This is a genomic window from Arthrobacter sp. P1_D4 (assembly GCF_056406115.1).
Genome location: NZ_JBFUAU010000002.1, coordinates 365,110 through 390,607, shown reverse-complemented (window position 1 = coordinate 390,607; position 25,498 = coordinate 365,110). Strand labels below are relative to the sequence as shown.

The 25,498-nt window shown below is 68.1% G+C and carries 20 protein-coding genes; 10 read left to right on the top strand and 10 right to left on the bottom strand.

All coding sequences use genetic code 11. The features are described from left to right. The first annotated feature begins 57 nt into the window (after positions 1–57). Positions 58–1,209, top strand: a complete 1,152-nt coding sequence (locus AC1D0A_RS02715; protein WP_476945131.1) for an FUSC family protein — start codon at positions 58–60, stop codon at positions 1,207–1,209. A gap of 81 nt (positions 1,210–1,290) precedes the next feature. Here the strand turns inward: AC1D0A_RS02715 and AC1D0A_RS02710 are convergent, their stop codons facing one another. Genes AC1D0A_RS02710 through AC1D0A_RS02700 form a run of 3 tightly spaced genes read right to left on the bottom strand, consistent with a single transcriptional unit; the run spans position 1,291 to position 4,938 of the window. Continuing rightward, the gene (locus AC1D0A_RS02710) at positions 1,291–2,205 is read right to left on the bottom strand and encodes a MaoC/PaaZ C-terminal domain-containing protein (protein WP_476945130.1); all 915 of its coding nucleotides are present in this window, start codon (positions 2,203–2,205) and stop codon (positions 1,291–1,293) included. Beyond that, positions 2,202–3,542, bottom strand: coding sequence for a 3-oxoacyl-ACP reductase (locus AC1D0A_RS02705; RefSeq protein WP_476945129.1), 1,341 nt, complete (start codon positions 3,540–3,542; stop codon positions 2,202–2,204). The genes AC1D0A_RS02710 and AC1D0A_RS02705 overlap by 4 nt, the downstream gene beginning before the upstream one ends. Before the next feature lie 10 nt (positions 3,543–3,552). Then, the gene (locus AC1D0A_RS02700) at positions 3,553–4,938 is read right to left on the bottom strand and encodes an acetyl-CoA C-acetyltransferase (RefSeq protein WP_028275556.1); all 1,386 of its coding nucleotides are present in this window, start codon (positions 4,936–4,938) and stop codon (positions 3,553–3,555) included. Positions 4,939–4,999: 61 nt separating this feature from the next. Here AC1D0A_RS02700 and AC1D0A_RS02695 point away from each other — a divergent pair, with 61 nt between their 5' ends. Both AC1D0A_RS02695 and AC1D0A_RS02690 read left to right on the top strand, forming a co-directional pair. Beyond that, entirely contained in the window at positions 5,000–5,743 is a 744-nt protein-coding gene (locus tag AC1D0A_RS02695; RefSeq protein ID WP_476945128.1) for a TetR family transcriptional regulator, read from the top strand. A 75-nt stretch (positions 5,744–5,818) separates the two neighbouring features. Further along, entirely contained in the window at positions 5,819–7,999 is a 2,181-nt protein-coding gene (locus AC1D0A_RS02690; protein ID WP_476945127.1) for an acyl-CoA dehydrogenase family protein, read from the top strand. Between the two features lie 109 nt (positions 8,000–8,108). Here the strand turns inward: AC1D0A_RS02690 and glgA are convergent, their stop codons facing one another. Then, the gene (glgA, locus tag AC1D0A_RS02685) at positions 8,109–9,314 is read right to left on the bottom strand and encodes a glycogen synthase (protein ID WP_243177650.1); all 1,206 of its coding nucleotides are present in this window, start codon (positions 9,312–9,314) and stop codon (positions 8,109–8,111) included. Positions 9,315–9,416: 102 nt separating this feature from the next. Here glgA and glgC point away from each other — a divergent pair, with 102 nt between their 5' ends. The 3 genes from glgC (at position 9,417) to AC1D0A_RS02670 (ending at position 12,984) form a co-directional block, all read left to right on the top strand. Beyond that, a complete protein-coding gene (gene glgC, locus AC1D0A_RS02680) occupies positions 9,417–10,832 on the top strand; it encodes a glucose-1-phosphate adenylyltransferase (protein WP_476943686.1) in 1,416 nt (471 codons plus the stop codon). A gap of 61 nt (positions 10,833–10,893) precedes the next feature. Beyond that, the gene (locus tag AC1D0A_RS02675; protein WP_476945126.1) at positions 10,894–12,402 is read left to right on the top strand and encodes an SDR family NAD(P)-dependent oxidoreductase; all 1,509 of its coding nucleotides are present in this window, start codon (positions 10,894–10,896) and stop codon (positions 12,400–12,402) included. Between the two features lie 114 nt (positions 12,403–12,516). Next, positions 12,517–12,984, top strand: coding sequence for a pyridoxamine 5'-phosphate oxidase family protein (locus AC1D0A_RS02670; RefSeq protein ID WP_476945125.1), 468 nt, complete (start codon positions 12,517–12,519; stop codon positions 12,982–12,984). A gap of 23 nt (positions 12,985–13,007) precedes the next feature. Here the strand turns inward: AC1D0A_RS02670 and AC1D0A_RS02665 are convergent, their stop codons facing one another. Next, positions 13,008–13,457 (bottom strand): universal stress protein, encoded by a 450-nt coding sequence (locus tag AC1D0A_RS02665; RefSeq protein WP_243177654.1) that lies wholly within the window; start codon positions 13,455–13,457, stop codon positions 13,008–13,010. A 300-nt stretch (positions 13,458–13,757) separates the two neighbouring features. Between AC1D0A_RS02665 and AC1D0A_RS02660 the strand changes: the two genes are divergently transcribed. Then, positions 13,758–14,489, top strand: a complete 732-nt coding sequence (locus AC1D0A_RS02660) for a response regulator (RefSeq protein ID WP_028275549.1) — start codon at positions 13,758–13,760, stop codon at positions 14,487–14,489. Between the two features lie 33 nt (positions 14,490–14,522). Here AC1D0A_RS02660 and AC1D0A_RS02655 read toward each other — a convergent pair whose 3' ends face one another. Beyond that, positions 14,523–16,223: a GAF domain-containing sensor histidine kinase gene (locus AC1D0A_RS02655; RefSeq protein ID WP_476943904.1), complete on the bottom strand. Its 1,701-nt coding sequence runs from the start codon at positions 16,221–16,223 to the stop codon at positions 14,523–14,525. A gap of 158 nt (positions 16,224–16,381) precedes the next feature. On the opposite strand from AC1D0A_RS02655, the gene AC1D0A_RS02650 reads away from it, so the two are divergent. Further along, positions 16,382–16,879 (top strand): pyridoxamine 5'-phosphate oxidase family protein, encoded by a 498-nt coding sequence (locus tag AC1D0A_RS02650; protein WP_028275547.1) that lies wholly within the window; start codon positions 16,382–16,384, stop codon positions 16,877–16,879. Positions 16,880–16,993: 114 nt separating this feature from the next. On the opposite strand, the gene AC1D0A_RS02645 is transcribed toward AC1D0A_RS02650, so the two are convergent. Genes AC1D0A_RS02645 through AC1D0A_RS02635 form a run of 3 tightly spaced genes read right to left on the bottom strand, consistent with a single transcriptional unit; the run spans position 16,994 to position 20,359 of the window. Then, the gene (locus AC1D0A_RS02645; protein ID WP_028275546.1) at positions 16,994–17,845 is read right to left on the bottom strand and encodes a transglutaminase family protein; all 852 of its coding nucleotides are present in this window, start codon (positions 17,843–17,845) and stop codon (positions 16,994–16,996) included. Continuing rightward, on the bottom strand, positions 17,842–18,768 hold the full coding sequence (locus AC1D0A_RS02640) for an alpha-E domain-containing protein (RefSeq protein WP_026266338.1): 927 nt from the start codon (positions 18,766–18,768) through the stop codon (positions 17,842–17,844). The genes AC1D0A_RS02645 and AC1D0A_RS02640 overlap by 4 nt, the downstream gene beginning before the upstream one ends. After that, complete coding sequence (locus tag AC1D0A_RS02635) at positions 18,761–20,359, bottom strand: circularly permuted type 2 ATP-grasp protein (protein ID WP_476945124.1); 1,599 nt, start codon at positions 20,357–20,359, stop codon at positions 18,761–18,763. Before AC1D0A_RS02635 ends, AC1D0A_RS02640 begins: the two co-directional genes overlap by 8 nt. 142 nt (positions 20,360–20,501) lie before the next feature. On the opposite strand from AC1D0A_RS02635, the gene AC1D0A_RS02630 reads away from it, so the two are divergent. Both AC1D0A_RS02630 and pepN read left to right on the top strand, forming a co-directional pair. Then, positions 20,502–21,527, top strand: a complete 1,026-nt coding sequence (locus AC1D0A_RS02630) for a YeiH family protein (protein ID WP_243177660.1) — start codon at positions 20,502–20,504, stop codon at positions 21,525–21,527. A gap of 34 nt (positions 21,528–21,561) precedes the next feature. Next, complete coding sequence (gene pepN, locus AC1D0A_RS02625; protein ID WP_476945123.1) at positions 21,562–24,204, top strand: aminopeptidase N; 2,643 nt, start codon at positions 21,562–21,564, stop codon at positions 24,202–24,204. A gap of 75 nt (positions 24,205–24,279) precedes the next feature. On the opposite strand, the gene AC1D0A_RS02620 is transcribed toward pepN, so the two are convergent. Next, entirely contained in the window at positions 24,280–25,386 is a 1,107-nt protein-coding gene (locus AC1D0A_RS02620) for a lipoate--protein ligase family protein (RefSeq protein ID WP_476945122.1), read from the bottom strand. Positions 25,387–25,498 lie beyond the last annotated feature (112 nt).

The window sequence follows — 25,498 nt, the reverse complement described above, 5'->3', positions numbered from 1 at the left end:
CCCGCTCCGGGGTTCGTCCAGTTGTCGCACGAGCCTCCCGGCCATAGGGTGAGCCGAATGGCCATTCCAGAAAAGCAAGCCGGCAACCCGCCCTCCCTGCTGCGCCGATGGACCCGCACCGCGGGCAGCGCTGTCGCCGCGGCGGTGCTGTGGCCCCGGCTGCAGCTGGCCCTGAAAGCCGGGCTGGCCGCGGGCGTCGCCTTCGCGATCGCACCCTTCATGCCGGGCTCAGCGGCCGACTATCCGTACTACGCCCCGCTGGGCGCCTTGGTGGCCATGTACGAGAACGTTGCCGGCTCCATGCGGCAGGGCGTCCAGACGCTCGTCGGACTGGCGATCGGGGTGGGCCTTGCGTTCATGCTGTTCAGCCTCGGCTCGCCGTCGCCGTGGACGGTCGCGGTGGTCATGGGACTGGGCGTTATCCTCGCCGGCCTGCCCAAGATCGGTTCGGGCCGGGACTGGATCCCGACGGCGGCGCTCCTGGTGCTGTTGGTCGGCGGCCATAATCCGGACACGTTCTCCTTCGGATACCTGTTCCAGATGGGCGTCGGCGTCACGGTGGGCATCGTCGTGAACCTGCTGGTCTTCCCGCCGCTGCACTTCCGGGCGGCAGAGCTAAGTATCGCGGAACTGCGCCAGGCCCTCGCCCAGCAACTCTGGGACATGGGCAAGGCGCTGAAGGAAAGCTGGCCGCCGGAGCATGTTGACTGGTCCCGCCGCTCGGAAGCGCTCGCAGCCCACGCCCGCTCCGTGCGGCTCGCCGTCGAAAAAGCCGACGCCAGCCGCCAGGCAAATCCCCGACGCCACCTGCATCCGCGCGACCTGAACCTCGACTACCGGAACCTGCGGGATCTCGAGCGCCTGACCTTCCACGTCCAGGACGTGACCCAAGTGCTCTCGGATGTCATCTGGGCCGAGGACACCCCCTTTGTGGTGCCCGACGAATACGCAGTGCCCCTCGGGGACGCCATGGCTTCCGTCGGCGACGTGCTGCGGGCTCTGGAAGAGGAACAGCCCGAACGCCAGACCGAGCTGGCGGCTGCCGCCGATGCGGCGATCAGCGAACTGGCCGCCCGGATTGGCTCCGAGCAGCACAGCACGGACGCCCCGAGCGCGGTCGAATCCATCCTCTTGAGCCTGCACCGCATGCTGCGCGTGGCCACGCCCGGGCGGCCGGAGGCCAAACCGGCCACGGCGCCGGCAGACTAGGAAATACTCTCCGTCTGCCGGCGGGGCGGCCCGGTCTGACCCGGTCGGTCTGTCTGTCCTGCCCGGCTGTGGCAGCGCCGGCTATGGCAGCGCCGCGACAGAGCCGCTGAAGTGCCGGCGCCCGGACAGCGGGTTCCATGCCACGTAGTCCGAGCGCTCCCACCCGCCGCCGTCCGCCTGCACGGTGCTGATGTCGAGCGCCACGCGGGCCGGCAGGAACACGGGGGCCTCGAAGGCCACCTCCCAGGTGAACGAATCCCCTCGGACGGCACCGACGTCGGCCAGCGCCCGGGACGCCAGGTACATGCCGTGGGCAAGGGACCGCCGCTGCCCGAGGGCCTTGGCGGTCAGGACGCTCAGGTGGATGGGGTTGAAGTCCCCGGACACAGCCGCGTAGGCACGCCCGGTATCGACGCCCAGCTGCCACAGGGCCGTGGGATCCGGCACGGAGAATGGCGGCGGCGGCACGGCCACCGAGGCCTTGTCGATCCCCGGAAGGAACACCCCCTTGGCCAGGTAGGTCGAGACCCCACGCCAGCGGACTTCATCTTGGCCGGCGGCACGGACCTCGGCCACGACATCGAGCTGGGTGCCCGCCCGGTGGCCGCGGAGGTTCTCCACCCGGGCCCGGATATCCAGGGCCTCGGTGAACAGGACCGGCGCGGACTGCACCACGGTGTTCGTCAGATGGATCATGCCCAGCAGGGGCAGCGGAAAATCGTCCCGGTTCATCACGCTCATGGCCAGCGGAAACGCCAGGGCATGGATGAAGCCGGCGGGGAGGACATCGCTCGCGCTCTCGCCGATCAGGTGCTGGAAGGCCGTCAGGTTGGCGACGTCGGCCTTCACGCCACGGACCTCGTGGGTGTAGGCCGGCAGTTCGGTGCCGCCGTGGGTGCCCAGGACCCGGCGCCGTGCCGCGGCGGCCGCTGCGTTGACGTAGAGCTTGGACAGTGCGGGCATCTCGCCCAGGATGACGGTCTGGGGTCCGCTCATGCGCCGACCAGGTTCTGCCCGCAGACGCGCAGCACCTCCCCGGAAATCCCACCCGCGGCGTCGCTGGCCAGGAACGCGATGGCCTCGGCGACGTCGCCCGGCCGGCCGCCCTGCTGCAGGGAGTTGAGCCGGCGCGCCACTTCGCGGGTGGCGAACGGGATCCTGGCGGTCATCTCCGTTTCAATGAAGCCGGGCGCAACGGCGTTGATGGACCCGCCGCGTTCGCCGATCAGCGCCGCCGTGGCGCGGACCATGCCTATCACGCCGGCCTTGGACGCGGCATAGTTGGTCTGGCCGCGGTTCCCGGCGATCCCGCTGGTGGAGGCCACGGACACGATCCTGGGCGAGTCGCGGAAGTGCTCCGAGGCCAGCAGGGCCTCATTGATCCGCAGCTGCGCGGCGATGTTGACCGCGAGCACGGAGTTCCAGCGGCCGGCGTCCATGTTGGCCAGGAGCTTGTCCCGGGTGATCCCTGCGTTGTGGATCATGATGTCCAGCCGGCCATGCCGTGCCGCGGCGTGGTCGATGATCCGCTGGCCGGCGTCGTCGCGGCTGATATCCAGCTGCAGGGCCGTCCCATGGACCTCGTTGGCCACTGCCGCCAGATGCTCTCCCGCCGCCGGAATGTCCACGAGGATGAGTGTGGCGCCGTCGCGGTAGAGGGTGCGGGCAATTGCGGCCCCGATGCCGCGCGCTGCGCCGGTCACCACGGCCACCTTGCCGGCCAGCGGCTTCTCGACGTCGTCGGGCAGCTGGCCGGCGCCGGAGCTGACGGTCAGGAACTGCCCGTCTACGAACGCCGAGCGGCCCGAGAGGAAGAACCTCAGCGCCCCCAGTGCTGCCGGGCTCGTGGTCCGGGCGCCGTCGGCGAGCAGGATGCCGTTGCCGGTGGCGCCGGCACGGAGTTCCTTGGCCAAAGACCGCAGGAGACCGTCCACGCCCTGCCTGGCAGCCGCCGTTGCCGGTTCCGTGGCCGAGCCCGCCGTGCGGGACATAGTGATGACGCGGGCGTTCGGGGCGAGGTCACGCAGCGACGCGGCGGCGGTGAGGACCGGCTTCTCAAGATCGCCGGGGTGGGCCAGCTCGTCCAGCACCAGGATGATGGCGCCGAGCTTCTCCTTGGGTATCGCGTGTCGACGGACATCGAGGTTCCAGTCCAGCAGGGTGGCGGCGAGCTCGTCGGCGCCGCCGGTTGATCCCTGAACCAGGACCGGTCCGTCGATGAGGGGGCGGCCGGGCTCGTGCCGCCGGAGGACCACTGGCTGCGGGAGGCCGAGCCGCTTGGCGAGGTCTTTGCCGATTCCGTGGCTGACCAGCCGGGTGTACTTGTCGCTCATCCGGTTCTCCCTAGAGTGCTTCGAGGATTGCGACGACGCCCTGGCCGCCGGCGGCGCAAATGGACACGAGGCCGCGGGCCGGACGCCCGTTGACGTCTCCCTTTTCGTGCAGCATTTTGGCCAGCGAGGCCACGATCCTGCCGCCCGTGGCCGCAAACGGGTGTCCGGCGGCCAGCGAGGAGCCGTTGACGTTCAACTTGGCCCGGTCGATGCTGCCGAAGGCGCCGTCCAGGCCCAGGCGGGTGCGGCCGAATTCGTCGTCCTCCCACGCCGCGAGGGTACTGAGCACCGTGCCGGCGAAAGCCTCGTGGATCTCGAAGAAGTCGATGTCCGCGAGGCTGAGATTGTGGCGTGCGAGAAGCCGCGGAACCGCGAAGGCCGGGGCCATGAGCAGCCCGTCCTTGCCGTGGACAAAGTCGACGGCGGCAGCCTCGCCGTCGATCACCGCGGCGAGCTTGGGGAGGTCGTGGGCGTCGGCCCATTCCTCGGACGCCAGCAGAACGGTGGAGGCGCCATCGGTCAGCGGGGTGGAATTGCCGGCCGTCATGGTCGCCTCGGCGCCCAGGTTCTTGCCGAAAACGGGCTTGAGGGTGGCCAGTTTCTCCGGGCTCGTGTCGGCGCGCAGGTTGGAGTCGCGGCTCAGTCCCCGGTAGGGGGTCAGGAGGTCATCGAAGAAGCCTGCGTCGTAGGCCGCGGCCAGGTTCCGGTGGCTGTTGAAGGCCAGTTCGTCCTGGGCCTCGCGGGTGATCTTCCACTGCGCCGTGGTCAGCGCCTGGTGCTCGCCCATCGACAGGCCGGTGCGCGGCTCCCCCGTGTTCGGGGCATCGGGCGCCAGATCCTTGGGGCGGAGCCGGCTGAGGACCTGCAGTTTCCGGGACATCGTCTTGGCGCGGTTGAGGTCAAGGAGCACCTCGCGGAGTCCCTCGCTGACGGCGATGGGGGCGTCAGAGGCCGAGTCGACGCCGCCGGCGATCGCGGAATCGATCTGGCCCAGCTTGATCTTGTTCGCCAGGCCAAGCACCGTTTCCAGGCCGGTGGCGCAGGCCTGCTGGAGGTCATACGCCGGGGTCTCGGCGGAGAGTGCCGAGCCGAGCACCGCTTCGCGGGTGAGGTTGAAATCCCGGGAGTGCTTGAGGACCGCCCCCGCAGCCACTTCCCCGATCCGCTCGTCCTGCAGGCCGAAGCGGGCGATCAGGCCATCAAGGGCGGCCGTGAGCATGTCCTGGTTGGAGGACTTCGTGTACGCGCCTCCGGTCCGGGCGAACGGGATGCGGTTGCCGCCCACGACCACGGCCTTGCGGAGTTGTGCCGGGCCTGCGCCGGCGTGCTGTGTCTTCCCGGCGGCGGATGCGGCGGCTGGCTGGGGGCGGGGCACTGACTGTCCGTTGACGGACATGGGCTGTCTCCTTCGATCAAAGCGATTACCGATACCCAGCGTACCTGATACGCTGGGTATCGTGAACATCCCCAAAGCCACCGTGCCCGCCGGGCAGGCCGCCGTCGACGGCCGCGCTTCCCGCTGGCAGTCCCACCGCGAGGAACGGCGGCGGGAGCTGATCAAGTCGGCCCGGAAAGCGGTGCATGCCCTCGGCAGCGATGCGTCCATGGAGGACATTGCCGCAGCCGCGGGAACGTCGAAGTCCGTGTTTTACCGCTATTTCGGCGACAAAGCCGGACTCCAGCAGGCCGTGGGCGAGGTGGTCCTGAGCCAGATGCAGCGGCGCATCCAGGAGGCGGCCCAGAGCGCCCAGACGCCCCGCGAAGGCCTGTTCGCCATGGTGTCCGCGTACCTCCAAATGGCCGAGACCAGCCCGAATGTCTACACGTTCGTCACGCGCCATACTTCCGGCGAGGCCGAAACGGCCGGCCCGTCCATGTCCACGGCGGGAGCCTTGAGCCACTTCTTCGCCGCCATCAGCGACATGATTGCCCGGCCGATGCGCAGCCATCTGGGCGGCGGCCAGGACAAGGAAGCCGTGATCGGCTACTGGCCCAACGCCGCGATCGGCCTGGTCCGGAATGCCGGCGAACAGTGGCTCGCCAGCCCGCCCGGACCGGCCAAGCCCGGCCAGGAGGCCATGGCGCGGCAGATCACGGACTGGCTCTGCTTCGGCATCGCCCCGGAGCTGCAGGCACCTCGTCCCGAAGAAGAAGCAGCACAAACGGAATCAACAGACCCGGCAGGCCAGGGCGCGCCGTAGCAGCGGCACACCGGCCCCCGCCCGCGACCTTAACTGTCAGCACTAAAGATTGTCAGAACCACAGAAGGAAACGACATGACTGAACTAGCCGACCGCACCACCGGCAACGCACCCCGCCGCCGGCCGCAACCACAACAGCCGGCGGCAACCACGGCAGCCGGCCGTTCCGGCCAGCCCGGTTCCCCTGGGGCGCCCGCCGTCGACGTCGCGGCCCTTGGCGAACAGCTGCTCGGCAAGTGGGCCGCCATCCGGCTGAAGTCCAGGGGCCTCGCCGGCCGCCCGGAACTGCACAAGATCGAGGGCCAGACCCACACAGAACACCGCCAACGCGTCTTCGGGCAGCTCAGGATCCTGGTGGACAATGGCGCCGTCCACCGCGCATTTCCGGAGTCCGTGGGCGGCTCCGATGACCACGGCGGCAACGTGGCCGGCTTCCAGGAACTGGTCATCGCCGACCCGTCGCTGCAGATCAAGGCCGGCGTGCAGTGGGGCCTGTTCGGCTCCGCAGTGAACCACCTCGGCACCGCGGAACACCACGAGAAATGGCTGCCCGGCATCATGAGCCTGGAGATCCCAGGCTGCTTCGCCATGACCGAGACCGGGCACGGCTCGGACGTGGCCAGCATTGCCACCACCGCCACCTACGACCCCGCCGCCGGAGAGTTCGTGGTCCACACACCGTTCCGGGCAGCGTGGAAGGACTACATCGGCAACGCCGCCACCGATGGCCTGGCCGCCGTCGTGTTCGCCCAACTGGTGACAAAGGGCGTCAACCACGGCGTGCACGCGTTCTACATGGACCTCCGGGACCCCGGGACCAAGGAGTTCCTGCCGGGCATCGGGGGCGAGGACGATGGTGTCAAGGGCGGCCTGAACGGCATCGACAACGGCCGGCTGCACTTCACGAACGTCCGGATCCCCCGCACCAACCTCCTGAACCGCTACGGCGACGTCGACCCCGAGGGCAACTACACGTCCCCCATCGCCAGCCCGGGCCGCCGCTTCTTCACCATGCTCGGCACGCTGGTCCAGGGCCGGGTCTCCCTCGACGGCGCCGCCGTGACGGCGTCGAAGCTGGCCCTGAAAACCGCCATCCAGTACGCCACCGAACGCCGGCAGTTCAATGCCTCCTCGCAGACCGACGAGGAAGTGCTGCTGGACTACCAGCGGCACCAGCGCCGGCTCTTCACCCGGCTGGCCACCACGTACGCCGCCAGCTTCGCCAGCGAGCAGCTGCTGCAGAAATTCGACGACGTCTTCTCCGGCCGCCACGACACCGACCAGGACCGCCAGGACCTCGAAACCCTGGCCGCGGCCCTGAAGCCGCTGAGCACCTGGCACGCCCTGGATACGCTGCAGGAATGCCGCGAGGCCTGCGGTGGTGCGGGATTCCTGATCGAGAACCGGTTCGCCTCCCTCCGCGCCGACCTCGACGTGTACGCCACGTTCGAAGGCGACAACACGGTCCTGCTGCAGCTGGTCGCCAAGCGCCTGCTGGCGGACTACGCCAAGGAATTCCGCACCGTCAACGTCGGCGTGCTGGCCCGCTATGTCGTGGGCCAGGCCACCGGTGCTGCGATCCACCGCACCGGACTGCGCGGCGTCGCCCAGTTCGTGGCCGACACCGGATCAGTGCAGAAGGCAGCGCTGGCGATCAAGGACGAAGCAAGCCAGCGGACTCTGCTCACGGACCGCGTCCAGACCATGGTCGCGGAGGTGGCCACGGCCCTCAAGGGCGCGAACAAGCTCCCGCAGCAGCAGGGCGCCGCCTTGTTCAACGCCCACCAGCACGAACTCATCGAAGCCGCCCAGGCCCATGCGGAACTGCTGCAGTGGGAGGCCTTTACCGAGGCCCTCGGCAAGGTGACAGACCCGGGCACGCACAAAGTCCTGACGTGGCTGCGCGATCTCTTCGGCCTGTCCCTGATCGAGAAGAACCTGTCCTGGTACCTCATGAACGGCAGGCTGTCGATGCAGCGCGGACGCACTGTGGGCGAATACATCAACCGCCTGCTCGTGAAGATCCGCCCGCATGCCCTGGACCTGGTGGACGCGTTCGGGTATGGCCCGGAGCACCTCCGCGCTGAGATCTCCACCGGCGCGGAGAAGGTCCGCCAGGACGAGGCCCGGGACTACTTCCGCAAGCAGCGGGCCAGCGGCCAGGCGCCCCTGGACGAAAAGATCCTGCTTGCCCGCGCCGTTCACGGCACAAAAGCTCACGGCACCAAGGCCCAGGGCACCAAAGCCCGCAGCTGACCCAGCCGAAATGCGACGACGGCGCCGCCCCCTCAGCCGGGGCGGCGCCATCGTCGAAGTGCAGTGACACTGAAATGCAGTGACGCTGTGGTGCTGTTCCGTCGCGGGGTCAGGAGCCCTGCTGGAGCACCGCGCGGTAGACCTCGAGCGTGGTCTCCGTGATGGATTCCCAGGAGAAGTGCTCCTCGGCCCTGCGCCGGCCGGCTTCGCCCATGGCGCGCGCCCGGGCAGGATCAGACACCACTTCGATGAGGGCCTCGGCAAAGTCGGTGACGAACTTCTCCGGGTCCAGAGGGATTCCCGTGCCGTCCGTGACCTGCTCGATCGGAACAAGCAGTCCGGTCTTGCCGTGCTCGACGACCTCCGGGATACCGCCGGTGGCGCTGGCCACCACAGCGGCACCGCACGCCATCGCCTCAAGGTTGACGATGCCCAGCGGTTCGTAGATGGACGGGCACGCGAACGCCGTCGCGTGGCTGAGCACCTGGATGACCTCGTTGCGGGGCAGCATCCGCTCGATCAGGATCACGCCGCTGCGCTGGCTCTGCAGCTCCTCGATCAGGCGTGCCGTCTCGGCCGCCAGTTCCGGGGTGTCCGCGGCACCGAGGCACAGCACCAGCTGGACGTCGGCCGGGAGCTTGGCGGCGGCCCGCAACAGGTACGGCACGCCCTTCTGCCGGGTGTTCCGGCCCACAAAAACAACGCTGGGGCGCTCCGGATCGATTCCGAGCGGACGGATGATGTCATCAGCCTCGTCCCGGTTCCACTGGCTGACGTCAATGCCGTTGTGGACCACCTTGACCTTGGTCGGGTCAACGTCCGGATAGCTGCGCAGGATGTCCTGGCGCATGCCTTCCGAGACGGCGATGATGGCGGCGGCGGCCTCGTAGGCGGTCTTTTCCACCCAGGAGGACACCGCGTAGCCGCCACCAAGCTGCTCGGCCTTCCACGGGCGCAGCGGCTCCAGGCTGTGCGCGCTCAGTACATGCGGGATGCCGTGAAGCAGCGACGCGATGTGTCCGGCCATGTTGGCGTACCAGGTGTGGGAGTGGACCAGGTCCGCGCCGGCGATGTCCGGAACGATCCTCAGGTCCACCCCGAGGGTCTGGATGGCGGCGTTTGCGGAGCCCAGGTCTTCGGGCACGGAATACGACGTGACAGTCGCTCCGTGGTACCCGGGCTCGCGGGGCGCGCCGAAGGCACGCACCTGAAGGTCCACGCGTTGGGCCAGCACTCGGCTGAGCTCGGCCACATGGACACCGGCGCCGCCATAAATTTCCGGCGGGAATTCTTTGGTCACAATATCTATTCGCACATGCACCAAGGTAGTCGTTACGGTGGAACTGATCTAGTGTGAAGACGTTCGGGCATGCCGGACTGTATTGGGGAGTAACGAAGGCGTTCAGGAGCTATCACCATGCCGCATCAAAAGAGAGTTTTGGCAATTGTCCTCGCAGGTGGCGAGGGAAACCGGCTCATGCCGTTGACGGCGGACCGGGCCAAGCCTGGTGTCCCGTTTGCCGGAAGCTACCGGCTCATTGACTTTGCCCTTTCAAATCTTGTGAATTCCCGCTATCTGCAAATTGTGGTGTTGACGCAATACAAGTCCCACAGCCTTGACCGGCACATTTCCGAAACGTGGCGGATGTCCACCCAGCTGGGCAACTATGTGGCCTCGGTTCCGGCTCAGCAGCGCGTCGGCAAGAGCTGGTTCCTCGGCAGCGCCAACGCCATTTATCAGTCGCTGAATCTCATTCACGACGCCAACCCCGACATCGTGGTCGTGGTCGGCGCAGACCACGTCTACCGGATGGACTTCTCCCAGATGGTGGAGCAGCACGTCGCGAGCGGGGCCAAGGCCACGGTCGCCGCGGTCCGCCAGCCGCTGCACATGGCGGACCAGTTCGGCGTGATCGAAACCGATGCGGACAACCCGGAGAAGATTGCCGCGTTCGTGGAGAAGCCGTCGTCAACACCGGGCCTCGCGGCCGACCCCAGCCAGTTCCTGGCCTCCATGGGCAACTACGTCTTCGACGCCGATGCCCTTATCGAAGCCCTCCACGTTGACGCCGAGCGCCTCGATACCAAGCACGACATGGGCGGGGACATCATCCCGTACTTCGTCAACCAGGGCGAGGCCGGCGTCTACGACTTCACCCTTAACGACATTCCGGGCTCCACCGAACGGGACCGCACCTACTGGCGCGACGTCGGCACCATCGATTCTTTCTACGACGCCCACATGGACCTGATCTCCCCTGTTCCGGTCTTCAACCTCTACAACTCCGAGTGGCCGATCTACACCCGCCAGACCATCTCCCCGCCGGCCAAGTTTGTCCGCGGGAAGTCCAACACCGTGGGCACGGCACTGGATTCCATCGTGGCCAGCGGCGTCGTCGTCTCCGGCGGCATCGTGGAAGGCTCCGTGCTCTCCAACGACGTCTACGTCGGCACCTCGAGCCGGGTCCTGGACTCGGTCCTGATGGACAAGGTCAACGTCGGCGAAGGCGCAGTCATCAAACGCGCCATCATCGACAAGAACGTCAAGGTGCCGGCCGGGGCCGCGATCGGACTCGACCCCGAACTGGACCGCGCCCGCGGCTTCAAGGTCACGGACTCCGGAATCACGGTCCTGTCCAAGGGCCAGCACGTCCCGGACCCCAGCGATGCGGAACGGGCGCTCTCCGCGGCCAACCTGCGCCTGGTGCCCGACGCCGTCCGCACCGCCACTGAGAACTGGCCCGAACTGCGCGACTCCGTGGACAAGGTGGCCGACGTCCAGGCCGCCGCTGTGGGCGCGGACGCACCGGTCAAGCAATCACCCACGGCATAGGCAGGCGGGGGCCCGGCAGGCACGTCCGGCCGGGCTCCCCGCACCCTGTAAAATTAGGGCAATGAGCTCCCCCGATCTGTCCTCCGACTTTCCCTCTGCCGAGCCTGGTCTTGCCGATCTTGGTCTCGCCGAGCTGACCCCGGAGGAAATCCAGGCCTGCCTGAAGGTACTGAACACGATCCACGCCTATGACGAGGAGCACCCGGACTACGTCTCAGTGCGCCGCGCCACCGGGAAAATGTTCAAGGCCGTCAAGCGCCACCGGCGGGTCAGCAAGCGTGATGAGATCGCCGAGGCGGACCGCGCCGTGATCGCACAGACGGCGACGGCGGCCCCCGACAGGATCGACGACGAGACGCGCGGCAACAAGCTCGCCACGTCCGCCACCGGGGAAATCGCCGGCCACCTGATCAGGTCCCGGCCGTGCTACATCTGCAAGCAGCACTACACCCAGGTGGATGCCTTCTACCACCAGCTGTGCCCCGAGTGCGCCCTGTTCAGCCACAGCAAGCGCGACGCCCGCACCGATCTGACCGGCCGCAGGGCCTTGCTGACCGGCGGCCGGGCGAAGATCGGCATGTACATCGCGCTCCGGCTCCTCCGGGACGGCGCGCACACCACCATCACCACCCGGTTCCCGAAGGACGCCGCCCGCCGCTTCGCTGCGATGGAGGACAGCGCCGACTGGCTGCACCGGCTCCGGATCGTGGGCATCGACCTCCGCGACCCGTCCCAGGTGATGGCCCTGACGGATTCCCTGGATGCCGCAGGACCGCTGGACATCATCATCAACAACGCGGCCCAGACGGTGCGGCGCTCCGGCAACGCCTACAAGCCGCTCGTGGACGCCGAGGACGAGCCGCTGCCCGCCGCCCTTCAGGCTGCCAATGGGGGCCCGGAGCTCGTCACGTTCGGCCACGCCCACGACAAGCACCCGCTTGCCCTCGCCAGCAGCGTGCTCGACCATCCAGTGCTGGCCGGTGACGCGATCACGTCCCTGGCCCTGTCCACCGGGTCGGCGTCGCTGGAGCGGATTGCCTCCGGCACCGCGATCGATGCGGGCGGACTGGTCCCGGACCTCGCCAGCATCAACAGCTGGACCCAGGTGCTGGACGAGGTGGACCCGCTGGAGATGCTCGAAGTGCAGTTGTGCAACGTGACGGCTCCGTTCCTGCTGGTCAGCCGGCTGCGTGGCGCCATGAAACGCTCCACCGCGCGGCGGAAGTACATCGTCAATGTCAGTGCCATGGAAGGCCAGTTCTCCCGCGCCTACAAGGGCCCCGGACACCCGCACACGAACATGGCCAAGGCTGCGCTGAACATGATGACGCGAACGAGCGCCCAGGAAATGCTCGACGCCGACGGCATCCTCATGACGGCCGTGGACACCGGCTGGATCACGGACGAGCGCCCGCATTACACCAAAGTCCGCCTCATGGAAGAGGGCTTCCACGCGCCCCTGGACCTAGTTGACGGCGCCGCCCGCGTGTACGACCCCATCGTGATGGGCGAATCCGGCGAGGACCAGTACGGTGTGTTCCTCAAGGACTACAAGCCCAGTCCCTGGTGACCCCCAGTCCCTGGTGACCGGCGCCGGCGGGCCGCGGCATCCGTCACATACGTGTCCGCCGCGGGACCTATGGCCCTAATGGGGGTTACGGGGCGGCCCGTATCGTGGTTCGACATGGACTCAACCACGCCCTCTCCGGATTACTCGCTGACCATGGACCAGTGCTGGGCGCTGCTCGATACCGAAGTCGTGGGGCGCGTGGCGCTGATCGTAGACAACCATCCGGAGATCTTCCCGGTAAATTTCGTCCTCGAACGGCGGGCGATTGCCTTCCGCACCGCCGGCGGCACGAAGCTGTGGGGCGCGATCACAGGCAAGCCGGTTGCATTCGAGATCGACGGCTACGACGCCCGCGACGAGACGGCCTGGAGCGTGATGGCGCGCGGGGAAGCCGAGGTCATCGAGAGCCAGGAGGAGAAGGACGAAATTGACTCCCTGCTCCTGGAGCCCTGGCAGCCCGGCGAGAAGGCCTACTACGTGCGTGTGGCTCCCAAAGCCCTGACTGGACGACGCTTCAAGGTCAACCGGCCCGATGTGTGGACCACCCGGCTCTCGGATCCGCGCCGGGCCACGTTCGAATAGAATCCTCCGGCAGGATTGCGGCGTCAGCCGTGTTCTGGCGAGTGGACCACCAGCACCGGGCAATGCGCATGTGCCACACAGGCGGAACTCACCGATCCGAGCAACAGCCCACCGAATCCGCCGTGGCCGCGGCGGCCCAGCACGAGCATGTCCGCGGCTTTGCTCTCCTCGATCAGCACGCGGCGGGGGTGCCCCTGGATGAGGCGGGCCTCGACGTTGTCCGGGGTGTCCGGGCCGAAGGCCTTCGCCACCGCCTCGGCCAGGATTTCGCCGGCCCGGACATCGAAGTCGTCGATGCCGACGGCGACATAGCCGTCGTACACCGGCGGGTAGTCCCAGCACGCCAGCGCGACCACCTTGGCGGCCAGGGGCACCGCGAGGCCCTGCGCATGCCGCAGCGCGGACACCGAAGCGTCCGAGCCGTCAACGCCTACCACGATCGTGCGGACGTCCCTGACTTCGTTCATCGCCATCCTTGCCTCGTACCGGCCGAGTTCCCGCGCCAGATGGCGACGCTCCCATAATTGCCTTCGCCCGGCCAGGCGCCTAGGGCCAAAAGGCATGCACGCACCCCGGCCGGCGGGCGACCCGGAAACGCTCCGGGCAACGGGCCGGAGGCGGCCTGTTGGGCACTATGACCCTTGTCCGCGCCGCCCCGGTGCACAAGAATGGCAGAGGCTGGGGTCAGCAGATGAAATACAGCATCTCGTTACAAGAATCAGCGTGTTACTAAGAGCATCGAGCGGCCCCGCAAGCGGCCGGACGGGAGAATCATGATTGCCTGGGCAGACGCAGGTCTCACTGCACCTGATGGCGGGCAGGCGGTGATCCGAGTCTTTATCCTTGATGACCACGAACTTGTCAGGCGCGGGCTGCAGGAGCTTCTCGAAGGCGAGGGGTTTGCCGTCGTCGGCAGTTCCGGATCCGCGGTGGAGGCGACCCGGCGGATTCCCGCACTGCATCCTGATGTCTGTGTGCTGGACGCCCGCCTGCCGGACGGGACCGGCATCGAGGTCTGCCGGGACGTGAGGTCGGTGGACCCGTCCTTGAACTGCATCATCCTGACGAGCTTCGACGACGAACAGGCCCTGCGCGGCGCCGTCCTGGCCGGGGCAAGCGGATACGTGCTGAAGGAGATCGGCGGCACGGACCTGATCGGCGCCCTGCGGCGGGCAGCAGCGGGCGAGTCCCTCTTCGAGGAAGGCGTGGCCGCCGGCGTCGTGGACAGCCTGGTGGAGGCCGAAGAGGTCGACCCGCGCACGTCCTCCCTCACGCCCCAGGAACGCAAGGTCCTGGAGCTGGTGGGCGGCGGACTGACCAACCGGCAGATTGCCGCCGAAATGTTCCTGGCGGAAAAGACCGTCAAGAACTATGTGTCGTCCCTGCTGGCCAAGCTTGGATTCGAACGCCGCACGCAGGCCGCCGTCTTCATCGCCAGCCCGGCATTTCCGGCGGCCGCCGTCGGGAGAACCGGCGAAGTAATCCGGCCCCGCAGCGTCGGGTAGGCTCCGCGGAAACCGGACCTTCGGGCGTGCTGGCTAAAGCGGCACCGACCATTCCAGGCTGGTACCGGAGTCGGGCGCGCTCGTGATGGTGCATTCGCCGTCGAGCATGCGCGCCCGGTCCTCGAGGTTGCTTAGCCCGTTGCGTTTTGAGGGTTGGGCGAATCCGGCGCCGTTGTCGCTGATCACCACCGTCACCCGGCCCCTGACGACCGCAACCGAGACCGAGATTGTATCCGCCCCGGAGTGCCGGATGGCGTTGCTGAGCCCCTCGGAAACCACGGCCACGACATTGTCGGCCTTGTCAGGTGTCACGGCATCCACGGGTCCCGTAATGGTCAGGCGCGGCGGGAACGGCATGGACTTCGACGAACTGCGCGTGACACGACGGATCCGGCCGCTCAGCAGTTCGATCTCGCCTGTGTTGCTCTTGAGCGAGTAGATGGTGTCGCGCAGACTGCGGATCGCCTCGTCGAGTTCGCCGGTGATGTTGCGGATGCGCTCCAGCGCCAGATCCTCCTTGGTGAAACGGGTCAGGCTCTGCACGCTCAGCCCGGCGGCGAACAGCCGTTGAATGACGAGGTCATGCAGGTCCCGGGCGATCCTGTCGCGGTCGGTGAAGACCAGAAGCTCCTCGCGCAGCCGGTGCACCCGGGCCAGTTCCAAGGCGAGGGCCACGTGGGAGCCGAAGACGGCCCCCATTTCGATGTCGGTCCGGGCGTAGCGCACCGACTCCTTGTCCCGTGCCAGCAGCAGGAGGCCATGGTGGGCACCCTGGGTACTCAGCGCCACTGCCAGCAGCGGGCCGGTGACTGCGCCGTCGACCTCCCCCAACACTTCGGATGCGTCGTCGAACAGCACCGGCTCGCCGCCTTCGAGGACACCTTCCAGGAGCTCTGAGTCCAGATGCAGTGACCGCCCCGAAAACGCGGTGCCACGCTCACCGGCAACGCCGATCACCACGTGGGCCACGCCATTGGCGGCGGGTGCCACCAGCAGGGCGAGTGAGGACGCTGACTCCTGGAGCGCCCGGCCGGCTATCGGGTCCAGGCCGCCCGAGGTGTAGTCGCGGTCCGTGCTCAGCATCAGCCCGGAGACGTCCATGCAGGCCTCCAGCCAGCGTGCCCGGCGGCGGGCGTCGTCGTAGAGCCGGGCATTTTCGATGGCGACGCCGGCCGCCGCCGCCAAGGCGACGGCCAGGGCCTCGTCTTCGGCGGAAAAGTCCTCCCCGCCTTCTTTTTCGGTGAGGTAGAGGTTGCCGAACACCACGTCCCGGACGCGGACCGGGACACCAAGGAAGGACTGCATGGGAGGGTGGTGCGCGGGGAATCCGTAGGCCTCGGGGTGCTTGCTCAGTTCATGTAGCCGGAGCGGCAACGGGTCCGTAATAAGGAGGCCAAGGACTCCGTGGCCGGTCGGCAGCGGACCGATTTGCCGTGCCAGATTGCCATCGATGCCCACAGTGATGAAGTGGCTTAACGCGTGGTCATCACCGATGACGCCAAGGGCGCCGAACCGGGCATGCAACAACCGGCACGCTGATTCGACCACGCGCTCCAGGACAGCATCCAGGCTCAGGTCCTCGGCCAGGGCGACGACGGCTTCCAGCAGGCCGGCCATGCGTTCCTTGGATTGAAGCAGCTCTTCCGCCCGTGCGCCGAACCCCTTCAGTAGCTCCTCAACTACGGGATTTGGCTCGGACACGGTATGGCCTGAGCCCTCACCCGTTGAATGCATGTCATTGCCCCCAGTTCGCTCCGGCCAATGTAGACGCTGACGGCCCTCTGCCAGAATAGCGCGAACGACTCAGGAAAGCCTCAGAACTCGGAGATTAACCCGGCGGCTGGGTCCATTTGCCCTAGCCGCCGTCAGCCCGGCCGCGTACGCTCGCCGGCATGAGCACTGAATCGAGCCCGGGCCGTCACGAGCCAAAGGACCAGACCCACGCTGTCGAAGACCTCGACCACCACGAATGCTGGCGGCTGTTGCGCAGCGTCTCCGTCGGCAGGCTGGCGGTCTGGGTGGACGACCACCCCGATATCTTCCCGATCAACTACAAAGTGGACCACGGCACGCTGGTGTTCCGGACCGCGGAGGGCACCAAGCTGCAGGCGGCCACCGGCGGCACGCCTGTGGCGCTGGAGGCCGACGGCATCAACGCGGACACGGGAGTCGCCTGGAGCGTCGTCATCAAGGGCCAGGCCGCGCCGGTGCAGAACCCCCAGGAAGTCATGGACACCGTGGGTCTGTTGCTGTTCCCGTGGCAGGCCGGAAAGAAGGAACATTTCGTCCGGATTACGCCGGAGACCGTCACGGGCCGGCGGTTCAAGGTGGTGCCGCCCCAGACCTGGTGGACGCCGTTGGACGACGCCACGCGCTCCGGCCTCGAATAACCCGCGTCCCCCAAAAAAACACCTCTTGCGCTATCAGATCGGGCTGCCCTGAGGGCTTGTGAGGGCTTCAGGGCAGCCCGATCTGACAGCGCAACGCGGGGGCGCGGCGTGCGGTCAGGCGACGCGGGTGATCTCCACGCTGACGCTGAGGGCCGATCCCCCGCCGCCGGACAGGATGCCCTTGAGCGGCGGCACGTCGCGGTAGTCGCGGCCCCGGGCCACGGTGACGTGGAAGTCCCCCGCGGGTTTGTGGTTGGTCGGGTCCCAGCTGCGCCATTCGCCGTCCCACCACTCGAGCCACGCATGCGACTGGCCGGCGACCGTCTCGCCGAGCTCCGCCGTCGAACGCGGGTGAAGGTAACCGGACACGTAGCGGGCCGGGATACCGCAGCTGCGCAGTGACCCGATGGCGAGGTGTGCCAGGTCCTGGCAGACGCCCTGCCGCTGGTTCCAGGCCTGTTCGGCGTTGGTGGTGACGCCGGTGGAGCCCTTCATGTAGGTCATTTCACCGCGCATCCAGGCAAAGACCGCCATGGCGGCCTCGTGCGGCGATTTCCCCTCGACGACGCCGGGAATGATGGCGAGCACCTCGGAGCCGGGACCTGTGAGCTGGGACTGGGGAATCCAGTCGCTGAACTGGTTTAGGCGTTCCGGTGCGGCCAGGACGTCCCAGCCGACGATGTCGGCCTCGGTTGCGATCTTCTCGACCCGGTGCACCTCGACGGTGGTGGTGGACAGCACCTCGAGGTGCTCGTGCGGCATCTGCATGTCGAAGGCGGTCACCCGGGTGCCCCAGTAGTCGCGGTAGCTGCTCAGGGCCGCCTGCGAGGGGGAAACCTTCATGGAGGATTCCAGTACCACCTGCTGCGGGTCCGTCAGCGGGGTCATCCGGGCCTCGTTGTAGGACAGGGTGACGCGTTTGTTGTACTTGTAGGCCGTCTTGTGGACGATGTTCAGCCGGGTCATGAAACTTCTCCCACCCAGGCCAGTTCGTCTGCCTGATTGAAGTACTTACGGGAAATGGCGTCCGAGGCCTGCGACACGGCCTTTTGCACACGCTCCATGTGCTCCGGCAGCTCCGACATGAGGTCATCGGTGCGGTGGAACTCCAGGAAGGTGCGGGCCTGCCCGACGATCCGGCGGGCGTCGTTGATGAAGCCGACGCGCTGGGCCGAGGGGTCGAGCTTCGCCAGGCACTCGTCGGCGTCGCGCAGCGCGTAGACGATGGACCGCGGGAACAGCCGGTCCAGCAGCAGGAATTCGGCCGCGTGCTGGTCCCCGAACGCCGCCCGGCGGGTCCGCAGGAAGGATTCGTAGGCCCCGGCGCAGCGGAGCATGTTCACCCAGGACATGCCGGCCGAGAGGACATCGCGGGTGGACAGCATGCGCGCGGTCATGTCCGCACGCTCCAGCGACCGGCCCAGGACCAGGAACTGCCAGCTCTCGTCGTGGCTGACGGTGGTGTCGGCGAGGCCGCTGACCATGGCGGTGCGCTCCAGGACCCAGTTGCAGAACCGGTAGGTGCCCACCACGTCCTTGCGGTGCTGGTTGAGCCCGTAGTAGGTCGTGTTGAGGCTTTCCCAGAGCCCGGAGGAGACGGTCTCGCGGGCGCGGCGGGCGTTTTCCCGGGCGGCTCCGAGGGAACCGGCAATGGAGGTGGCACTCTGCTTGTCGTAGGCGAGGGCGTTGAGCAGTTCGGGCAGGCCGAAATCGTCACTTTGCGCGCGGGCACCCATGACGGCGAGGAGTTCCTGCGCCACGCTGCGCTGTTCCTCCATGGGCAGATGGTTGAGCCGTTCGAGGTGGACGTCGAGGATCCGGGCGGTGCCGTCGGCCCGTTCCACGTAGCGGCCGATCCAAAACAGTGACTCGGCAATACGGCTAAGCATTCGCGGTTACCTCCTGCGCGTCAGAAATCTGCTGCTGCTGTTGCTGCTCTTTCTGGCTGTCGCGCCAGTTGCTCTCCACCGGCCAGACCGAAACCCGCTCGCGGACTGCGATGGAGGGCCGCGGGATCACTTCGACGGGGACCTGCGGGGAGTCGGCCAGGACCCAGGTGTCCTTGGAACCGCCGCCCTGGCTGGAATTGACGATCAGCGAGCCCTCCTTGAGCGCCACACGGGTCAGTCCGCCGGGGAGAACCCAGACGTCCTCGCCGTCATTGACGGCGAAGGGGCGCAGGTCCACGTGCCGGGGGCCGAACTTGTCGCCGCTGAGCGTCGGCACCGTGGACAGCTGCAGGACTGGCTGGGCGATCCATCCGCGGGGGTCGGCGATGATCCGCTTGCGCAGGGCGTCGAGTTCGTCCCCGGACGCGTCCGGGCCGATCACGAGGCCCTTGCCGCCCGAGCCGTCCACCGGTTTGACCACGAGCTCGTCCAGGCGGTCCAGTACGTGTTCCCGGGCCTCCTTCTCTTCGAGCCGGAAGGTGTCCACGTTGGCGATCACGGGCTCTTCGTTGAGGTAGTACCGGATGAGGTCGGGCACGTAGCTGTAGACCAGCTTGTCATCGGCGACGCCGTTGCCCACGGCGTTGGCGATCGTGACGCCGCCGGCGCGGGCGGCGTTGACCAGGCCGGGGCAGCCGAGCATGGAATCGGCACGGAACTGCAGCGGGTCCAGGAATTCGTCGTCGATGCGTTTGTAGATGACATCCACGCGCTGCTCGCCCGCCGTGGTGCGCATGTAGACCCGGTTGCCGCGGCAGATGAGGTCGCGGCCCTCGACGAGTTCGACACCCATGAGTCCGGCGAGCAGGGTGTGCTCGAAGTAGGCGCTGTTGAACACGCCGGGGGTCAGGACCACCACGGTGGGATCGTCGACGCCGGAGGGTGCCGTCTTCCGCAGGGCGGACAGGAGCCGGCGGGGGTACTCCTCGACCGGACGGATGAGCTGCTGGCCGAAAGCCTCCGGCAGGCCCTTGGCCATGGCCCGGCGGTTCTCGAGGACGTAGCTGACGCCCGAGGGCACGCGCACGTTGTCCTCCAGGACCCGGAACGTGCCCTCGGCGTCGCGGACGACGTCGATTCCGGAAATGTGGACCCGGACGCCGCCGGCCGGCTCAAAGCCGTGCACCTGGCGGTGGAAGTGCGCGCTCGTCGTGACGAGCTGGCGCGGGATGACGCCGTCGGAGACCACGGTCATCTTGTCGTAGACGTCATTGAGGAAGGCTTCAAGGGCGCGGACGCGCTGGGCCACACCGCGTTCCAGGACGCTCCACTCATCGGCGGGGATCACGCGGGGGACGATGTCCAGGGGGAAGGGCCGTTCCTCACCCGCGAAGTCGAAGGTCACGCCGCGGTCCAGGAAGGTCCGGGCCATGGAATCGGCGCGGGCGCTGACGTCAGCCAACGAGAGTTCGCGCAAAGCCAGGGCCACCTGCCCGTAGGATCTCCGGGCCTGCTGGCCGGGGGCAAACATCTCGTCGTAGGCGCCGGTGCGGCCGGCGGCCTCGGAGTATTCCTGGAATAGGTCAGACATGGTCACTAGCCAACCACTTTTTTGTTCTGAAATCATTTCGGCGGCCCGCGGCGCGGCGCTCAGTGCTGGCCGCGCAGTCCGGGCCGCCTGCCGGGACGGCCGCGGTTACGGCTTTTCCGGCCGGGTACGGCAATGTAGGGGCGTGCCCCTGAAGAGATCCGCCACCGCCTCAGCCCTGAGAGAGGCCGCGCCAGGCCTGGCCGGCGCCGCGGCGGCCGTCGCCGTCGCCGTCGCCGCCCACCTGCTCCTTCCCGCGCTGCCGGCGATGACAATGGCCGTGCTCCTCGGGCTGCTGGCGGCCAACCTGCCGGGCGTGTCTGGCTGGACCGCCGGGCCGGCGCGGCCCGGGCTGGACTTCGCCGGCAAGCACCTCATGCGGGCCGGGATCGTGCTGCTGGGCCTGAAAGTCAGCCTCGGCGATGTCCTGGGCCTGGGCTGGGCCGCGCTGCTGCTCGTGACCGCCGTGGTGCTGGCCGCTTTCGCCGGGACGTACGGGATCAGCAGGCTCTTCCGGCTGCCGCCCCGCGTGGCGCTGCTGGTGGCCACGGGATTCGCCATCTGCGGGGCGTCAGCGATCGGGGCGATGGCCGCCGTGCGCAGAATCCGGCAGGAGGAAACCGTGCTGCCGGTGGCGCTCGTGACCTTGTGCGGCACGCTGGCGATCGGTGTGCTGCCGTTGCTCGCGCGGCCGCTGGGCCTGGGTCCGGAGATCTTCGGGGCGTGGACCGGCGCCTCCGTGCACGACGTCGGGCAGGTGGTCGCCACCGCCCAGACCGCCGGTACCGCGGCGCTGGCCGTCGCCGTCGTCGTCAAACTCACCCGGGTGATCCTGCTGGCGCCGATGGTCGCCGCCGCGGGCTTCCATCACCGGCTGGGCACCGCAGCCGACGGCGCCAAGCGCCCCCCGGTGGTCCCGCTGTTCGTCATCGGATTCGTGGCCCTGGCGGGCCTGCGCACCACCGGGTGGCTCTCCCCCGCGGCCCTGGACGCGGCCGCCACCGTCCAGGACCTGCTGCTCGGCATGGCGCTCTTCGGGCTGGGCTCCGCCGTCCGGGTGGGCCAGCTGCTGCACACCGGCGCACGCGCGCTGCTGGCCGCGCTGGCGTCCTGGCTGCTGATCGCCCTGCTCGGGCTGGCGGCCGCCTTCCTGATGTTCCCGCCGGCGTGACCGGGCACACACGCTCCCGTGATTAGATAGCGGGGTGTCAAACCAGAATCTGAGCCGCGACGAGGCCGCGGACCGCGCCGCCCTCATCACCACTCACAGCTATGATGTCTCCCTTGACGTCCGGCAGGCGGCCGACCCGAACGTCGCCGGCTACACGAGCCGCAGCATCATCTCCTTCTCGGCCAGCGAACCCGGGGCGACGACCTTCGTGGATTTCATCGCCGGCAGCGTGCACAGCGTCTTCCTCAACGGCAAGGGACTCGCCGTCGCCGACGTCGTGGACGGTTCCCGGATCCGGCTCGAGAACCTGCAGCCGGAGAACCAGGTCACCATCACGGGAACGGCCCTGTACAGCACCTCCGGTGAGGGCATGCACCGCTTCGTCGATCCCGCCGACGGCCAGTGCTACCTCTACACGCAGTATGAACCCGCCGACGCCCGCTGGGTGTTCGCGAACTTCGAACAGCCGGACCTGAAGGCCGAGTTCACCTTCCACGTCATGGCCCCTTCCGACTGGCAGGTGTCCTCCAACGGCGCCGAGGTGCTGCGCACCCAACTGACGAGTGATCCCGCCACGAGCCGCTGGGACTTCGCGCCCACCAAGGCGATGTCCACCTACATCACCACCGTCCTCGCCGGACCGTACTTCAAGGCCGAGGACGCCTGGCGCGGCACGCTCGCCGACGGCACCGTTCTGGACGTACCGCTGGCGCTCTACTGCCGCGCCTCCATGGCCGCATCCTTCGACACCGACGCCCTGTTCCGCCTCACCAGGAACGGGCTGTCCTTCTTCAACGAACTCTTTGATTTCCCCTACCCGTGGGGCAAATACGAGCAGGCGTTCGTCCCCGAGTACAACCTCGGCGCCATGGAAAACCCGGGCCTGGTGACCTTCACCGAAAGCTACGTCTTCACCTCCCGGGCCGCCGATTCGCAGTACCAGGCCCGCGCCAACACGCTCCTGCACGAGATGGCGCACATGTGGTTCGGGGACCTCGTCACCATGAAGTGGTGGGATGATTTGTGGCTCAAGGAATCCTTCGCGGATTACATGGGCACCCTCGGCGTGGACCGGACCACGGACTGGGACACGGCCTGGGTGAACTTCGCCAACAACCGCAAGGCGTGGGCGTACGTCCAGGACCAGCTGCCCACCACCCACCCGATCGTCGCCGATATCCCGGACCTGGAAGCCGCGAAGCAGAACTTTGACGGCATCACCTACGCCAAGGGCGCTTCGGTGCTTAAGCAGCTGGTGGCCTACGTCGGGTTCGAGGCCTTCATCGCCGGGTCCCGCCAGTACTTCCGGGACCACGCCTACGGCAACACCACTCTCGCCGAACTGCTGGCCGCCCTGAGCGCGGCGTCCGGCCGCGACCTCAGCGAATGGGCCCGCCAATGGCTCCAGACCTCCGGCATCTCCACCCTGTCCAGCGAGATCACCGAATCCACCGAAGTCAGCAGCGCGCTCAGCTCCGTCACCGTCCTGCAGGATGCCGTGGATCCCACCACCGGCCGGCAGGAGCCCCGCCCGCACCGGCTGCGGATCGGCCTCTACGATTTCGACGACGCCGGCGCCCTGGTCCGCACGGACAGTGTCGAGACCGATGTGCGCGGCGCCCGGACCGACGTGACCGCGCTGGCCGGCAAACCGCGGCCTGCGCTGCTGCTGGTCAATGACGAGGACCTCAGCTACGCCAAGGTCCGGCTGGACCCGCATTCCGAGGCCACTGTCCGCGGCTCCCTGGACAAGCTGGAGGACCCCATGGCGCGGGCGCTGTGCTGGACGGCGCTGTGGGACTCGGCCCGGGATGCCGTCACACCGGCCGCACTCTATGTCGACGCCGTCGAGCGCTTCGGGCCCGCGGAGCCGGGCATCGGCGTCCTCCTCAACGTGCTGGGCAACGCCTCGACGGCGGTGGAACGGTACGTGCCCCGGGGCCAGCGCGATGCCGTGCGCCACGGCTTCCTCACCACAGCCGCCGAACAGCTGCAGGCGGCAGCCCCGGGTTCCGACCAGCAATTGGCCTGGGCCCGGACCCTTGCCGCAACCAGCCGCTACGACGCCGGCCGGCTGGACCTGCTCCGGGGCATCCTGGACGGCAGCACGGTAATCGAAGGCCTCGCCGTGGACGCCGAACTGCGCTGGAATCTCTGGCATGCCCTGGCGGCCAACGGCCAGGCCTCGCAGGAGCAGCTCGACCAGGAACTCGCCCGGGACAACACGGCGGCAGGCAAGTCCGGGCACGCCACGGCCCTCGCCGCGCGCCCCGAGGCAGCCGTCAAGGCGGCCGCCTGGGAGGCCGCCGTCCACGGCACCGGCCTGTCCAACCAGCTCCTCGGCGCCACGATTGCCGGGTTCAACACCGGCGCGGCCTCCCTGCTGGCCGGGTTCATCGACCCGTACTTCGAATCCCTCGAGGACGTCTGGGCGGACCGGAGCATCGAGATCGCCAGCCGGATTGTCCGCGGCTTCTACCCCGCGGTACAGGACCTGGACGGCGAAACGGCCGAAACCCACGCCGTGATCGTCCGCACCGACCAGTGGCTGGCCGCCCACACTGATGCGCCGCGTGCCCTGCGCCGGATCATCATCGAACAGCGCAGCCAGCTGCACCGTTCCCTCAGGGCGCAGGCTCTGACGGCACCGGCCCAGGCACCATCGACCGCTCCGTAACGGCCCTTTTGACGGCCGAAAACGGCAGCTATAGAGCAATCGATGGGGTAGACCGGGCCGCTATGGAACTGGCCGTTAGGGGACCCGGTGCAGCCACTCCGCGGTGCCAAACTTGGTCTCCACGCGGCGGCGGGCGGCCTCCAGCTCGGCGTCGGTGAGGACGGACGGGGTCGCGCCGTAGCGTTCGGCGAAGACGTCCATCATCGCCGCAACGATTTCGGCGCGGGCCAGGCCGGTCTGGCGGCGGAGCGGATCCACGCGCTTCTTGGCGCTCCTGGTGCCCTTGTCGGACAGTTTCTCCTTGCCGATCCGCAGCACCTCCACCATCTTGTCGGCGTCGATGTCGTAGCTCATGGTGACATGGTGCAGCATGCCGCCGTTGGCGAGCCGCTTCTGCGCGGCGCCGCCGATCTTGCCGTGCTCGGTGGCGATGTCATTGAGCGGCACGTAGAAGGCGCTGATGCCGACCTTTTCCAGGGCCGCCATCACCCAGGCGTCGAGGAAGCGGTAGGAGTCCGCAAAGCTGATCCCGTCCACGAGGGTCTGCGGGAGGTACAGCGAGTAGGTGATGCAGTTCCCGGCCTCCATGAACATCGCTCCCCCGCCGCTGATCCGCCGGACCACGCTGATGCCGTGCCGGGCCACGCCCTCGGGGTGGAGTTCGTTGCGGACGGACTGGAAGCTGCCGATCACCACGGAGGGCTCCTCCCAGTCCCAGAACCGCAGGGTGGGATTGCGCCGCCCGGCGCCGACTTCCTCGGTGAGGACCTCATCCAGGGCGACGTTGACGTGGGTGGGGAGGACGGACGGGGCGATGATGTTCCAGTGGTGGTCCGCCCAGCCGGTGGCCTTCGCCAGGGCGCGGCGGACGGTGACGGCGACGGCGTCGGCAGAAAAACCGAACAGCACGGTGCCTTCGGGCAGCGCCTCCGTCACGGCGTCCGCGATGTCCGCGGCGCTCGTCTCGACGGGCAACCCGGTGAGCGCCCGGTTGATCTCCGGCAGCGCCTCGTCGGGTTCGAGGAAGAAGTCCCCGCTCAGCGAGACGTGGGCCAGGACGCCGTTGACGACGTCGAAGTCGGCGACCACGAGCTTGCCGCCCGGGACCTTGTACTCGCCGTGGTGACGGCCGCCGCCGTCGTCGTCGGGGCTGGGAGCGGTGGCCGCAGGATGGGATGTCATGACCTCCATCCTGCCGCATGCGCCCGGGAACCCGGGTCACCCGGTCAGCCGGAACGGCAGCAGAGACGCAGAAAGCCCGCACCGTTGCCGGTGCGGGCTTTCCATAAGACCT